General features: G+C 72.3%; 13 protein-coding genes and 1 pseudogene. 4 read left to right on the forward strand and 10 right to left on the reverse strand.

The features are described from left to right. Positions 1 to 12 precede the first annotated feature (12 nt). The 6 genes from AB0L65_RS17620 to AB0L65_RS17645 form a co-directional block, all read right to left on the reverse strand. Positions 13 to 1,170, reverse strand: coding sequence for a CU044_5270 family protein (locus AB0L65_RS17620; RefSeq protein WP_364246244.1), 1,158 nt, complete (start codon positions 1,168 to 1,170; stop codon positions 13 to 15). A 22-nt stretch (positions 1,171 to 1,192) separates the two neighbouring features. Next, on the reverse strand, positions 1,193 to 1,717 hold the full coding sequence (locus AB0L65_RS17625) for a sigma-70 family RNA polymerase sigma factor (RefSeq protein WP_350731760.1): 525 nt from the start codon (positions 1,715 to 1,717) through the stop codon (positions 1,193 to 1,195). A gap of 60 nt (positions 1,718 to 1,777) precedes the next feature. Beyond that, positions 1,778 to 2,566: a helix-turn-helix domain-containing protein gene (locus AB0L65_RS17630; protein ID WP_364246247.1), complete on the reverse strand. Its 789-nt coding sequence runs from the start codon at positions 2,564 to 2,566 to the stop codon at positions 1,778 to 1,780. 114 nt (positions 2,567 to 2,680) lie between these two features. Then, complete coding sequence (locus AB0L65_RS17635; protein ID WP_364246250.1) at positions 2,681 to 3,409, reverse strand: hypothetical protein; 729 nt, start codon at positions 3,407 to 3,409, stop codon at positions 2,681 to 2,683. A 2-nt stretch (positions 3,410 to 3,411) separates the two neighbouring features. Next, the gene (locus tag AB0L65_RS17640; protein WP_364246253.1) at positions 3,412 to 4,461 is read right to left on the reverse strand and encodes a hypothetical protein; all 1,050 of its coding nucleotides are present in this window, start codon (positions 4,459 to 4,461) and stop codon (positions 3,412 to 3,414) included. Between the two features lie 147 nt (positions 4,462 to 4,608). Next, a complete protein-coding gene (locus AB0L65_RS17645; RefSeq protein ID WP_364246255.1) occupies positions 4,609 to 5,682 on the reverse strand; it encodes an AraC family transcriptional regulator ligand-binding domain-containing protein in 1,074 nt (357 codons plus the stop codon). Between the two features lie 89 nt (positions 5,683 to 5,771). On the opposite strand from AB0L65_RS17645, the gene AB0L65_RS17650 reads away from it, so the two are divergent. Next, positions 5,772 to 6,632 (forward strand): polysaccharide deacetylase family protein, encoded by an 861-nt coding sequence (locus AB0L65_RS17650; protein ID WP_364246258.1) that lies wholly within the window; start codon positions 5,772 to 5,774, stop codon positions 6,630 to 6,632. Positions 6,633 to 6,641: 9 nt separating this feature from the next. Next, positions 6,642 to 7,391, forward strand: coding sequence for a tyrosine-protein phosphatase (locus tag AB0L65_RS17655; RefSeq protein ID WP_364246260.1), 750 nt, complete (start codon positions 6,642 to 6,644; stop codon positions 7,389 to 7,391). On the opposite strand, the gene AB0L65_RS17660 is transcribed toward AB0L65_RS17655, so the two are convergent. From AB0L65_RS17660 to AB0L65_RS17670, 3 genes and pseudogenes are all read right to left on the reverse strand, one after another. Then, positions 7,338 to 8,132, reverse strand: coding sequence for a hypothetical protein (locus AB0L65_RS17660; protein ID WP_364246263.1), 795 nt, complete (start codon positions 8,130 to 8,132; stop codon positions 7,338 to 7,340). The two genes, AB0L65_RS17655 and AB0L65_RS17660, sit on opposite strands and share 54 nt — an antisense overlap. A gap of 88 nt (positions 8,133 to 8,220) precedes the next feature. Continuing rightward, positions 8,221 to 8,529 (reverse strand): annotated as a pseudogene (locus tag AB0L65_RS17665) (aminotransferase class V-fold PLP-dependent enzyme); the annotation flags it as partial. 42 nt (positions 8,530 to 8,571) lie between these two features. Then, a complete protein-coding gene (locus tag AB0L65_RS17670; protein ID WP_350731748.1) occupies positions 8,572 to 9,285 on the reverse strand; it encodes a PAS domain-containing protein in 714 nt (237 codons plus the stop codon). A gap of 204 nt (positions 9,286 to 9,489) precedes the next feature. Here AB0L65_RS17670 and AB0L65_RS17675 point away from each other — a divergent pair, with 204 nt between their 5' ends. Further along, positions 9,490 to 10,632, forward strand: a complete 1,143-nt coding sequence (locus AB0L65_RS17675; protein WP_364246266.1) for a hypothetical protein — start codon at positions 9,490 to 9,492, stop codon at positions 10,630 to 10,632. Here AB0L65_RS17675 and AB0L65_RS17680 read toward each other — a convergent pair. Then, the gene (locus AB0L65_RS17680) at positions 10,629 to 11,270 is read right to left on the reverse strand and encodes a DUF1579 family protein (RefSeq protein ID WP_364246269.1); all 642 of its coding nucleotides are present in this window, start codon (positions 11,268 to 11,270) and stop codon (positions 10,629 to 10,631) included. The two genes, AB0L65_RS17675 and AB0L65_RS17680, sit on opposite strands and share 4 nt — an antisense overlap. A 159-nt stretch (positions 11,271 to 11,429) precedes the next feature. On the opposite strand from AB0L65_RS17680, the gene AB0L65_RS17685 reads away from it, so the two are divergent. Beyond that, complete coding sequence (locus tag AB0L65_RS17685) at positions 11,430 to 13,358, forward strand: histidine kinase (RefSeq protein ID WP_364246272.1); 1,929 nt, start codon at positions 11,430 to 11,432, stop codon at positions 13,356 to 13,358. The last annotated feature ends 27 nt before the right edge of the window (positions 13,359 to 13,385 follow it).

Here is a 13,385-nt window from a genome sequence, read left to right on the forward strand (position 1 = left end):
CCGGCCGGGGCCTCAGCCGGCCGGGCGCCTGCCGAGCTCGTCGGACCAGCCCATGTCCTCCAGCGCCACCCGCAGCAGGAGCTTGCCCTTCTCGGACAGCTCGTACTGCAGCAGCTCCGCCGACTGCTCGTCCACGACCAGCCGCACCGTGAGCTCGCGCGCCGTCGGAGTCGAGAGGGCGACCCCGGTACGCCCCAGCGCGTCCGAGGTCTTGCCCTCCAGCGTCACGGACGGCTGGTCGGCCAGCACGCGGAACAGGGCCGAGCGGGTGCCCGGCTTGAGCGGCGCCGTCATCAGGTCCACGGCGGTCTGCCAGAGGTAGCCGGCCTTGCCGATGTCCGCGCTGTTCGGGCTGCGCTTCCAGAGGTCGTCCAGGCGGCGGCGCAACGCGTCCTCGCCGGTGGGCAGGTCATCGAGGTTGCGCAGGTTCAGGCTCGGGTTGTCGATCGACAGGATCCGCTCGGTGGCGTCGTCGTAGGTCTTGGGCTTCTTCTCGGCCAGCTCGGGGGAGCCGGCCGCCCGCCAGTCGGCCTCGTCCTGCGGGGATCCGAAGGTGACCTCGACGTCCTGGTTGCTCACGCTGCGGCCGGTCTCGCCCGCCTTCATCGGCCGCCAGGTCTCACGGGTGTCGGCGGAGAAGGCCGTGTACGGCAGCTCGGCGACCCCGTTGGTCTTCAGCTCCACGACCTTCCGGTCGAACTCCTTCTTCGCGGCGGCCAGCCGCTCCGGGGCGCCCTTGAGCCCCGCCTCCTTGTCCTTCTGCGCCTTGAGCAGGGCATTGAGCTTGGCCTCGTAGTCGCCCGGCACGTTGTGCACCTTCGCGAACGTGCGCTCCCGGAGGTACCAGTAGCGGCCGGACTCGGCCGGCTCGCGCATCGCCGTCGAAGCCGCCGCGAGGAGGAAGGAGCGGGCGGTCAGCGGCTTGGCCGCGACCGCCGGGCTTGGCGTCTTGGGGGCCGGGGTCTCGCCGGAGGCGACGACCACGGTGGCGGCCGCGAGCCCGGCCGCCGCCGCGCTCGCCACCATCAGGAGCGGCCACCGCGAGCGCCGCCTGACGCGCGGCGTGGCGAAGGCGCGGGCCAGGTCGTCCGAGCGGCGCCGCCGGTAGCCGTCCTCGGCCAGCTCGTCCAGCCCGTCGGGCTTGAGCTCGGCGAAGATTCGGTCGGTCATGAGGGGTCCTCCAAGGGTGTGGTCAGGAGTCGAGGCTGCGGGCCGGGCTCGCGCCGCCCAGGCGGAGGGCCAGGGTGAGGCGCTTGCGCGCGCGGTGGAGCCGGACGTTGTACGTACGGACCGAGCAGCCCACGACGGAGGCCGCCTGCTCGGGCGGCAGGCCGTACCAGGTGGCGAAGATCATGGCCTCCACGTCGTGCTCCGGCAGGGCCGACAGCGCGGCCAGCGCGGTCTCCCTGTCGATGACGTGCTCGGCCACGTCCCAGGCCACCTGGTCGCGCGGGGTGGTCAGGGCCACGATCCGGTCGACCAGGGCCTGCCGGCGGTGGCGCGAGTCGCGCTGCTTGGCCAGCAGGTTGCGCGCCACCCCGAGCAGCCACGGCAGCGGCGGCTCCGGCAGGTCGTCGAGCCGCCGCCACGCCACCAGGAACGTCTCGCTGGAGACGTCCTCGGCCAGGTCGCGCTCGGCCCGCAGCAGGGCGTAGCCCAGGACGCTGCGGTAGTGCCGGTCGTAGAGGTCTGTGAATCGTTCCTCGGGATCATCCACACCCAGTAGTCCCTCCGGACGCCCCTGGATTACCGCGACGCACCGAATTATTCGTCAGGCTCACCGGCACGAGAGGCGGACCGGGCCGGCCGCGGTGGACTGCGCGCCTGCCGGGTCCGCGATCTCCACCATGACCAGGCCGTCCGAGGTGACGACGGGGACCCAGGTGCCCTGGTGGTTGTGCTGGTCGAGGGTGAATTCGGCGACGGTGCGAGCGTCGTCGCCGAAGCCGTCCTTGACCGTGTACCGGACCTGCCGGGCAGGGAGGGATGGGTCGCCCACGGAGACGTCCACGAAGCACTGGTGCCGGCCGCGCAGTCCGGTGGTGAACCGCCATTGGAAGGTGCTCCCGCAGCTCGTGCCCGGTGTGCCGCGGATGTCGTCGCGCGGGCAGCTGGGGGCGGCGACCGCCGTGAAGGCGAGGTCGGGCCCGGTCGCCGCCATGAGGTTCTTGGGGAGAGTGCCGGCCGTGACCAGGGCGATCAGCCCGAGCGCCACCAGGGCCAGCCAGAGCAGCGCCGAGCGGCGGCGCGGACGGGCCGGCGGCGGCGGCGACGTCGTGGTGTCCAGCCTCGCTCTGATCGTGTGCCAGGTCCGGGTCCATTCGTCCTGATCGCCGCCGCACGCGCCGACGTACGCCTGCGTGACCGCCAGGCTCGGCAGCCGGTCGCCCGCCGCCGCCGCGGACAGCGCGGAGGCCGAGTAACCCGCTTTGCGCTCCATCGCCCGGTAACTCGGATTGCCCGCCGCCCCCCGGAGGTCGCGCAATCCTTGGGCGAAGTCCTGGAGCGGGCCGGGCGGCACCGGCCGCTCCCGCCGCCCACGTGTCGTGGTGCCGTCGTGTGTCATCGTGCCCCCTGCCGTGAAGTGTCGCCCCCTATTCGTGGGCACACGGCCGGCGGACTGCACGTACGGCGAAGCGCCTGGCGGGGGCGCGTCCGCTCCCGCCAGGCGTCCGGCTTCCTACCCTCTGCCCTTGCCCCGCAGGCAGGTCAGGACGATGCCTTCGTTCATCGTGTAGGTGTTCTTCGTGTTCCCCGCCTCGGTCCGGTGGCTTGCCATGGCGCCGGTGAGGTGGGCGAGCTCGTGGAGCAGGACCAGCGTGCGCCACTCGTCGGGGTCGAGCGGCCTGCCGCCGTCGTCGTTGTTGTACTGCACCGGCTGCGGCCTGGACTGGTGCCACTCCTGGTAGAGGTAGATCGTTCCGGCCGAGCCGCGGCCCGTCGTCGACTCCGCGTACGGCAGGCGCCCGTCCGGCGCGGGCGTGCCGTGCTTGGTGTACAGGTCGAACAGCCTGGGCGCCTTCCAGATCGCCCGCAGGATCGACAGGGCGCTCTCGCCGCCGGGGCTGTCCAGACCGGTGACGAAGCTGTTGCAGCGGGGGCGGCGCTCCAGCAGGTCCAGCGCGGTGTCCACGGCCAGGTGGAACTCCTTGTCGGCCGTCGCGGGGTCGGGCGGCCTCAGGGGGGTCGGTCCGGGGGAGGGCCGCTGGCTCTCTTCCTCCTCCTCGGTCACGGGCTCGTCCTCCGTGTCATCGTCATAGAGGTCCTCGTACCAGCTGGGCTCCTCCGGGTCCGACCACAGGTCGATGACGTCGGCGCGGGCCGGGCCGGTCACCACGGCTCCGCCTCCGGTGATCAGCGCGAGCGCGGCGAGGACGGGCAGCAGGCGGCGCGGGCGTGTGAGTCTCATCGTCAGCCCACCTTGACCTTGCCGAGGATGTCGACGACCGGCTCGCCGCAGGTGTTCACGTACCGGACGATCACGATGTACCGGACGCCCCTGGTCAGGAAGGAGGCGGCGTACCTGGTGCGGTCCTCCAGGACGGTGTTCTTGGCGACCGTGGGCTGCCGGTTGAGGAGCTCGTCGCCCGACTCGGACAGGAAGGCGTACTCGGCCGTGCTGCTCTTCGCGAGCTTGTCGCCGAAGGGCGCCAGGTAGGCGTTGCCGCCGAGGACGAGTGTTTTGCCGAGGTTGTCGCCGCCGATGTAGAACCTCGGGGTGAACTTGCCCGTGCGGGCCGTCGTCCCGTACAGGCGGACGTAGGCGGGGACGCGGCAGGTCTGCCGCTGCAGGCTCGGCCGCAACCGCATGACCTGCCGCCCGTACGAGCCTTGCCGCCCGTACGAACCGTCCTGGCCGTAGGAGCCCTGCCGTCCGTACGAGCCGTCCTGGCCGTACGAGCCTTGGCGGCCGTACGAGTCCTGCCGGGCCTGGGGAGCCTGCTGGGCCGGTTGGCCCGGCGTGCCGCGCTGAGCCGGTGCCGGGGAGCCCTGGGAGGGACGCTGCGGCTGGCCGCTTCCCGGCCGGCCGACGATGTACCGGTCGATGGCGGCGTTCGCGCCACGCTCCAGAACCCGTTCGAGCCAGGAGGGAAGCTTGGACCCCCCGTTGGTCTTCGGGAACGTCTTCGGAGTGGCCGGACCCGGCTGGTCTCCCGTGCCGGTGGGCGTGTCCCCGCCGCTCTCGGGCTCCTCCAAGGACAAGGAAGGGCTGTCGTCGCCGGAGCTCCGGGCGGGCCCGGATCCGATGTCCCCGATGCCGGGAATGCTCGGGATGCCGGGGAGGCCGGGAACGTTGAAGCCGCCCGAGTCGTCCGACGGCAGGAATCCGGAGCCGGGGTCGAACCCTCCGAACGGGTCGACGTCGGCGCGGGCCGCGCCGGCGGTCAACCCGCTCGTGACGACCGCGCCGCTCACGGCCAGGACGACCGCCGCACGGCGCAGCCTCGAAGGTGATCTCACGTTTGCTCTCCTCTCGCGCTGCTGGACGTCTGCCAGCGATCCCTGACTACGGGGCCCGTCGATGACCAGCCAGACGGTGACGTTGTCCATTGGCCCGAGCCGTTGATCAGGGACGCCGGTCATCTCCGGCCGTCCGCGCGGAGTGGGCTACGTGGGGCCGCCGGCCCGGATGACGGCGGGGCCGTGGCCGTACCAGCGGTGGATGGCCCGCCGCAGCGCCCGCGAGTCGGTGAAGCCGACCCGCGCGGCGATGGACTCCACGCTGAGCGTGGTCTCCCGCAGCAGGCGGTCCACCCGCCGCCGGCGCAGGCTCTCCAGCTCCTCCCGCCAGCTGGTGCCCTCGTCGCGCAGGCGGCGCTGGAGGGTCCGGGGGCTCATGGCCAGTCGCGCGGCCACCTGGTCGAGGCCCGGCGGGCCGCCGGCGACCGCGGACTCGAGCACGGCGTGGAAGCGGTCGAGCCAGCCCAGCACCGGCCGGGCGGTGACGACGGACAGCCGCGCGTGGTCGTCCAGGATCGCGGCGAGCGCGGGGTCGGCCCGCGGCAGCGGGGCCTCCATGTCGGCCCGGGCGAACGTGATCGACGGTTCGCCGGTCTCGAACTCGACGCGCCTGGTGCCGAAGAGCTCCATCAGCTCCCTGGGCGCGGCGGGCGAGCGGTGCGGCAGGTGGACGCGTACGGGCGTGATCCGCCGCCCGGCCCCCGAGCTCGCCATGACGAGCATCATGTACGTCGCGAACTCCGCGATCATCGGGTAGTCCGGGTGGTCGCGGTAGGGCCCCTGCCAGCTGACCGTCACCCCGCCGTCGTCGTCGCGGGTGACGGCGAGCCGGTCGGCGGGGTCGGCGATGGCCGTGAGGCGGCGGGAGGCCACCTGGAACGCGTCGCCGAGGGTGCCGGAGACGGCGAACAGGTAGTCCCACACGCCCAGCCCGCCCGGCCGCCACAGCTCCATGACCCGGTTGCTGCCGCCCGTCTGCCACGCCGAGCCGGAGATCAGCTCCCAGACCCGCAGGATGGTGGCGGTGGGGATGCGGATCCCGTCCTCGTCCAGGACGGTGAGGCCGGGCACGCCGGCGAGGCGCGAGCGGTCCAGCCCCGCCGCGATGCCCGCCCTGACCAGCAGGCGGGTCAGATGGGGCGAGACGGTGCCCTTCGCGGTGTCGTCCCCCGTCGTGCTGCTCACCATGAACTCCCAGCGGAAGTGGCGCCTTCGGCCCACCCGATGACGCCTTCGGCCCTCCTGACGGACTCCCGCAATTTCTACCTTCATGGGCAGACAGCCCCTTCAGGGGCCCTTGCGGGAGGAACATGATGGAGAACACGCTGTTCGACTACAGCCCGATCGTCGGGCGCGAGCCGATCCGCTGGCCGGGCGGTGCCCGCGTCGCCTTCTACGTCGGCCTGAACGTGGAGCACTTCACCGTCGACCGCCCCTCCACCAGCATCAACGAGGCGACCGCGGCACTCGTGCCGGACCCGCTCAACTACGGCTGGCGCGACTACGGGCCGCGGGTGGCGATCTGGCGCGTGATGGAGGTCCTCGACCGGCACGGGATCCGGGCGAGCGTGCTGCTCAACGCCGACGTGTGCGAGCGGTACCCCCAGATCATCGAGGCGGGCAACGCCCGCGACTGGGCGTGGCTGGCCCACGGCAAGAACAACTCCACGCTCCAGGTCGACGTCGGCGACGAGCGCGCCTACCTGACCGACGTGGTCGAGACCATCGAGAAGGCCACCGGGCGGCGGCCGCGCGGCTGGCTGGGCCCCGCGCTCACCGAGACGTTCCGGACGCCGTCCCTGCTCGCCGAGCTCGGCCTGGGCTACGTGCTCGACTGGACCAACGACGACCAGCCGTACAGGCTGAACGTCCCGGGGATGCTGAGCGTGCCGTACTCGCTCGAACTCAACGACCTGGGCATCTTCACGATGCACGGCAGGAGCGGCGGCGACTTCGTGCAGCTGGTCAAGGACCAGTTCGACCAGCTCTACGCGGAGTCCGCCGAGAGCGGGCGGGTCATGGCGCTGGCGCTGCACCCGTTCGTCATCGGCCAGGCGTTCCGGGCGAAGTACCTGGACCAGGCGCTGGAGTACATCGCCGGCCACGACGGCGTATGGCTGACGACCAGCGACGAGATCGCCGGGCACTACGCGGGCCTGGGGCGGTCGTAGAGTGACCGCGTGAGAAGACATATCGCGTTCGAGCGGCTGCACAACTTCCGGGATCTCGGCGGCTACCGGGCCGCCGACGGGAGCGTGGTGCGGTGGGGGCGGCTGTTCAGATCCGATTCGCTGGCCAAGCTGGGCGGCGAGGACTGGGACCGCTTCCTGGGCTTGGGCGTCCGTACGGTGATCGACCTGCGCTACCCCTGGGAGATCGAGGCCAAGGGGCGGGTGCCGCACCACGACGGGGTCGCCTATCACAACCTCAGCATCGAGCACCGGCCCTACGACCAGGCGGAGATCGACCCGGACGCCGACCCGTGGCGCTTCCTGGCCGACCGCTACGCCGAGGTCGCCCTCGACGGGGTCGCGGAGCTGCGGCAGGCCCTGGAGGTCATCGCCTCGGCGGACGAGCCGCTGGTGTTCCACTGCGCCTCCGGCAAGGACAGGACCGGGCTGGTGGCCGCGCTGGTGCTGGCCCTGCTGGAGGTGCCGGAAGACGACATCGTGCGGGATTTCGCGCTGACCGAGCTGGCCACCGACCGGCTGATCGCCGACTGGCGGGCGGCCCACCCGAGCCGGGAGCTGAAGTGGCCCGGGTACGGCAGAGCCCCCGCCGAGATCATGCGGCTCTTCCTGGCCGACCTGACGGCGGCTCACGGCTCCGTTCGGCGTTATGTCACCGACCGGCTCGGCGTGGACGAGGAGCTGATCTCAGAGCTCCGTGGCCGGTACCTCCACGATGGCTACGCCGGCACCCAGCGGTAGGAGGCGACCTCGGCGCCACGCGGCTCGTACGACACCTCCAACCGCCGCGAGCCGCGCTCGAGCGTGAACGTGACCTCGGCGGGTGAGCCCTTGGCTTCGCGGCGTCCGGCGCGCCGGACGCCGCGCGGCCGTGCGCCCAGGCGGCCACCGCCATCGTGGGCAGTTCGAGCACGTGCGGCAGGTCGTTGCCGGGCGCGGGGGTGGACGCCGTCGCGTCCAGCAGCGGCGAGACGAAGACGAGCCCCGCCACGTCGATGTCGCCGACCTCCGCGCAGAGCGTGGCCAGCCGGTGGCCGCCGTAGCTCTCGCCGACGAGGTGGACGGGCAGTCCCGGCGGTCGTGGCGGGCCAGCCAGTCGCGGATGAAGTGCCGCATCGCCGCCACGTCGCCGTGCACGGTCATGTACGGCGCCGCGCCGCCCTCCCGCAGCACCCGGCTGAACCCGGTGCCGACGGGATCGACGAAGACCAGGTCGGCGACGTCGATGATCGACAGGGGGTTGGGCACGACGATCCGCCGCCGCCCGGTCTCCGCCGGGACCGTCTCGAAGCGCTGGGGGCCGAACGCCGACATGTGCAGCGGCGACGAGGAAGCGCCGGGACCGCCGTTGAACAGGAACACCACGGGCCGCCGCCCCGAACCGGGGACGACGTAGCTCGTACCGGAGATGAGCGCGTCGGGGACACCGTCGGCTCCGGCGAGCACCGACGACTCCCAGCGGGTGGTGTAGCTCTTCGGCATGTGCTCTCCTGATGGCCGCGAGCAGCGCGCCGAGCCGGTCGTCGCCGGGCAGCGCGTCCACCTCCACCACGCGTACGGCGTCGCCGAGCCCCCGCCATGGGTAGACCACGGTCGGGAACTCGTCGCGCAGCACCAGCACCTCGTCGCCCGGCCGCCACGGCACCGCGTGCGCGATCGCGTTGACCGCCTCGCCGGTGCTGGCCATGAAGGCGACCCCGTCCTCGGCGACACCCAGCTCGGCCGCGTAGCGCCGGTGAGCCCGCTCGACGACCGGCCGCCACTCGCGCGAACCCCGGGTGCCGCGTCCCATCGCGTCGTAGCAGGCGCCGACCGCGGCACGGACGGCCTCGGGCACCAGCCCGATGGACGCCGTGTCGAAATACCCTCCCGACTCCATGCCCACCTCCAATGTTCAACACACAGTAGAGGAATTCAATATCTAGTCAAGAGGTTCGGCCTGGAGTTCGTTGAGGTAGTTGTAGATCGTGAAGCGGCTGACCTGGAGCCGCTGCGCGGCCAGGTCCACGGCCCCGCGCAGGGTGAAGAAGCCGCGCTTGTTGAGGTCCTCGACCACTGCGATCTTGTGGGACTTCTTCATCAGCTCGACCGGCACCCCCACGCCGCCGACGGCGTCGGCCAGGATGCCGTCGCCCAGGCTCTCCAGCGTCTGCGGGAACGTCTCGGCCGGCCCGCCGGGCGGCCCGCTCAGCAGCGGGCCCGCGCCCGGGTCGGTCGAGGTCAGCGCCCGCAGGATCTCCTCGGCCCGCTGCAGGTCGCCGATGTCGGTGTTGAGGCACAGGCACGCCACCGACCGGCCGGAGGGGGCATGGAAGAAGACGCTCGACGAGCGCATCACCAGCCCGTCGGCCGTCTCGGACCGGTAGCCGATCAGGTGCTCGGTCCAGCCCGCCTTGAACGTGCGCAACCCCAGGTCGGTGGCCGGCCCGCCGATGTCCCTGCCGGTCAGCGTGCCGCCGATGGCGGCGATCGTGTTGGGCATCGTGGTCAGGTTGTGCAGGACGACCTCGGTCTTGGGGCCCATGGCCTTGGCGAGCATCGGGACGACCGGCCCCAGGATCTCGACCACCAGCGCGGCGTGCGCCCGCTCTCCCGTGGTGAACGTCAGCTCGTCGTCCTCGGATGTGGATGTCATGACCGGCACCTGTCTCGTGGCTGTCAGAAGATCAACAGCATGTCGAAGGAGCGCTGCCGCGTGTGGCGCTTCAAGGAGGCGTTACCTTATGGAAACTTCTCATCATTGTAGAGCACTGCAACAAGTCGTAATCTTGATGCCTTCCCGGATTCTGTCGGACCCGCCTGGGAGTGTCGGCACAGCCGACCGTCGAAGGGGTGACGCATGAGCACGACAGCCCGGGCCGATGTGCACGTGAGCTACCACCAGATCCAGGTGCGGGAAGAAGAGGGGGACGTGCCCGTCGTGGACGGCGTGCCCAATGGCCTGACCGCCTCGGTGCCGGGCGCGGCGGTGATCCGCACCGGCATCCACACCGGCGTCGTGGACGTCACCGTGCGGCTCGCCGACGCCCCGCCCGCCGATGCCGCCGAGGGGTGGGACGAGGTGGAGGAGGTGGAGCTCATCAGCTTCGAGGGCGGGATGCGGCTGGCGGGCCTCCTGGGCGACCTGCCCGAGGAGCTTCCCGTGCTCACTCCGCACGGCCCCGGCCGCTACGGCATGCGGGTGCACGCCCGCGGGCGCGACATCGACTACGACGGCGTGGCGCGGGTGCCGTTCGAGTTCTACCTGGTGACCGTGTGGCCCATCGACGTCGGACCCGAGGCCCGGCGCCGGCTCGGGGTGGGGGTCGCCGAGGAGCTGGGGCTGCCCGCCAAGTCCCGCGATCTCCGGGAGTGGGCCCGGCACTTCGGCCTCCCGTCGCAGGAGCCCGGGCGCGCTGCGCGGGCGGAGGGTGAGTGGGGGAGCGTCGCCCGGGTGGAGCGGGAGCCGGGGCGTGGTGGGCGGGTGGAGCAGGTGCCGGGAGTCGTCGCACGCGCCTGGGTGCCGTCGCCCGTGCCAGGGAGTGTCGCTCGGGCCAGGCCCGTTCCGCCGCCCACCCCCGTGCGCGGGACGGCCCTCGCCTCGGAGCACGGCTTACGCATCGGCAACCCCTACCAGGACCAGGCCGCCGAGCCTGAGCTGCCCGGCGGCCTGGTGGCGGCCGTGCCCGACCTGCTGGTCATCCGCACGCTCAAGCGCCAGGGCCGGGTGGGCGTGCACGTGCGGTGGGATCCCGCGGCGCCCCGCCTGCCGGTGAGCCGGTGGGAGCAGGTGGAGGAGATCGAGTTCGTCACGACGACGGGGATCATGCAGATCGAGGGGATGCACACCGATGGCGAGCAGCCGCCCAACCTGACGTTCCAGGGCGCGGGTCGCTACGGCCTGCAGGTCCACGGCCGCGCCCGGCGGGGGGAGCGGCTGTCCAACCGCCCCGGCGAGTCGTACCTTCTGGTGATCTGGCCCGTCGCGCTGGGATCCTCCTAGCCGGCCCTGCGGGTGTAGACGACGTGGTCCACCAGCCGTTCGGACTGGCCGGGAGGCGTGAAGTACAGGTCGAAGGTGTGCTTGTCGTTCGACCTGATGGTGATCACGGTCCGCATCGGGATGGTCTTCCCGACGTATTCGGGGCCGAGCACGCCGGGGTCGGTGAACGTGCCGGGCAGCGACAGCTTGTTGGTGCGCTTGGTGAGCGCGGGCCCGCGGTAGGTCATCGCGGTGGGGGTGACGCTGTCGAAGGTCGTCCACTCGTAGCGCCGGTCGATGGTGGAGAAGCCGAGGACGCCCAGGCGGTAGTAGGGGTTGCCGCCCAGGGTCCCTTCGGTCCGCTCCTCCAGGAAGCGGCCGCCGGTCTTGGCGATCCACCGCGTCGTGACCGTGATGTCGTGGGAGACGATCGGCTTGCCGCCGCCGAGGAGGTAGTTGGTCTTGACGGCCTTCCACGTGCCGACCAGCGGGTCGAGCTGCCGGTGGAAGGGGCCGGGCGCGAGGACGTCGGCGGACGCGCTCTGGAGCTGGACGGCGGTCCGCGCGGTGGTCGGTGTCGCGGCGGACGCGCTCGGCGCGCCGGCCAGGCCCAGTACGGCCACGGCCGAGACCACGGCCGGTGCCAGTCGGTTCAGCATGATGTCTCCACAGTGCTCGGAGGGCTCGGAGGGCTCGGACGAGCCCGGCCGCCGGAGTGATCTCGGCGCAGAGGGATCGTGACATCGGGGGCATAGCCGCTGATAGTGTCGCTGTACTCGGCCGGGTATGCATTTTGCACGGTTCACGAGGAGGGCCGGGTGGCGCGGACCGCGGACGATCTTCCGCTCCGGCTGGCCCGAGCCATGCTGTGGGCCTCGTTCGGCATCCTGTTCTCCATCCGCGCGCTCGCCGGGCTGGACAGCGGCGCCGGGCCGCTCGGGGTGCTGCTCCCGATGGCGTCTTACCCGCCGCTGGTCGCGCTGGCGGTGCGGCGCTGGAGCCCGGCCGTCCGGTACGCGCTCCTCGCGGCCGTGGTGCTGCTCTACTTCCTGCCGTTCCCGGTCGTCGGCGAGTCCTGGGACTGGGTGCCGTGGACCGTGGCCGCCGCCGTCCTGTGCGCTCTTCCCCGGCGGGTCGCCTGGCCGCTGTTCGTCCTCGTCGTGGCCGCGGCCGGCGCGTCCGTCCTCGTGCTCGGGTACGACGCCTATCCCGGGGAGGAGATCCAGGCCCTCCTCGGGTACATGATCATCACGGCGGACGACGGTCTCATCGTGTTCGGCCTGTCCGCGCTCGTCCGGGCCGTCGAGCAGGTGCACGGCACCCGGGAGGAGCTGGCCCGGGCAGCCCTGGCCAAGGAGCGCCTGCGGCTGGACGGGGAGTTACGCGGCGTCCTCGGCGGAAAGCTGCGGGCGATCGCGTTCCGGATGCGGAAGGCGGCCCAGGAGGCGCCCGGGGCGGCTCGGAGCGACCTCCGGGGTGCCGAACCCGCCCGGCGCGACCTCGGAGGAGATGCCGAACTCGCCCGGCGCGAACTTCGGGAAGGGGTCGAGCTCGCGCGGCGCACGCTAGCGGAGGTGCGGGCCACGGCCGGCGCCTACCGTGCCGCCGCTCCTCAGGAGGTCCCGCCGCCGATCGAGTCGCCGCGCCTGGCCCGGCACGTGCTGCTCGCGGTCCTGCTCATCCAGTGCGTGCTCGTCCTGAGGGTGATGGCACCCACGCACCCCTACGACTGGCCGGCCTTCGCTCTCGCGGCGGCCCTGCTCGCCGCCGTCGTCATCCTCCAGGTGCTGCCGCCGTCGCGGGCGGCGCTGATCGCGCAGAGCCTGCTGATCCTGCTGCCGCTCGCCGTCTTCCCCGAGGCCTGGGACCGCTTGCTCAGCGTCTTCACGGGCAAGCTGCTGCTCAACGTACGGCCGCCGCTCTCCTGGGCGATGACCGGGCTTGTCCTGGCCGGGCACCTCACCTGGCTCCTCCACTCCGTGGACAGCGGCGCCCTGTTCGTCGACGACGTCGCCGCGGCGCTCTCCCAGTTCGGCGGCCACATCATGATCATGTGGCTCGTGTACTGCCTCGGACGCCTGAGCGGGCTCCTCACCGTGCTCGAGCGGATGCGGCACGAGCTCGCCGAGGCGGCGGTCCGCCGCGAACGGGTGCGCGTCGCCGGCGACCTGCACGACGTGCTGGGCTTCAGCCTGTCGGCGGTCGCGCTGAAGGGCGAGGTGGCCGAACGCCTGCTGGACACCGACCCCTCGCGGGCCAGGTCCGAGATCGCCGCCCTCGGGTCGCTGGTCGAACGAGCGGTGGCGGAGCTCGGCTCCATCGCCGGGAACCGGGTCGAGCTGCGGCTCCGTACCGAGGTCGACGCGGCCCGCGAGGTGCTGGCGAGCGCGGGCATCGAGGTTGTGACGAGCGTCGGGACGGGCCCGCTGGCGGCGGAGGTCGACACCGCGCTGGCCGCCGTGCTCCGTGAGGGCGTCACCAACGTCCTGCGCCACAGCCGGGCCCGCACCTGCGAGATCACCGTGTCGGAGGCGGCGGGGTCCGTACGGCTGCGGCTGGTCAACGACGGCGCCACCGAACGGCCGGGGGAGCGGGGGACGGGGCTCGACAGCATCGCGTCGCGGACCGGCGGGCGGCTGGCGGCGGGGCACCGCCCCGGTGGCAGGTTCGAGGTGCTCGCCGAGTTCCGCACCGATCCGGCCGACACCACCCAGGCCGCCCAGGAGGCGAGCAGCCCGTCCCAGTAGCGTTCGAGGAGGAGAAACCGTACGACC

This window comes from Nonomuraea sp. NPDC052116, from assembly GCF_040680035.1.
In the GTDB taxonomy this organism is placed as follows: domain Bacteria; phylum Actinomycetota; class Actinomycetes; order Streptosporangiales; family Streptosporangiaceae; genus Nonomuraea; species Nonomuraea angiospora_A.

Coding starts and splice junctions, on each gene's coding strand:
- AB0L65_RS17630 (WP_364246247.1), bottom strand. CDS start 2,566: ATGACACACGACGGCACCACGACACGTGGGCGGCGGGAGCGGCCGGTG.
- AB0L65_RS17670 (WP_350731748.1), bottom strand. CDS start 9,285: ATGACATCCACATCCGAGGACGACGAGCTGACGTTCACCACGGGAGAG.
- AB0L65_RS17650 (WP_364246258.1), top strand. CDS start 5,772: ATGATGGAGAACACGCTGTTCGACTACAGCCCGATCGTCGGGCGCGAG.
- AB0L65_RS17620 (WP_364246244.1), bottom strand. CDS start 1,170: ATGACCGACCGAATCTTCGCCGAGCTCAAGCCCGACGGGCTGGACGAG.
- AB0L65_RS17660 (WP_364246263.1), bottom strand. CDS start 8,132: ATGCCGAAGAGCTACACCACCCGCTGGGAGTCGTCGGTGCTCGCCGGA.
- AB0L65_RS17675 (WP_364246266.1), top strand. CDS start 9,490: ATGAGCACGACAGCCCGGGCCGATGTGCACGTGAGCTACCACCAGATC.
- AB0L65_RS17635 (WP_364246250.1), bottom strand. CDS start 3,409: ATGAGACTCACACGCCCGCGCCGCCTGCTGCCCGTCCTCGCCGCGCTC.
- AB0L65_RS17680 (WP_364246269.1), bottom strand. CDS start 11,270: ATGCTGAACCGACTGGCACCGGCCGTGGTCTCGGCCGTGGCCGTACTG.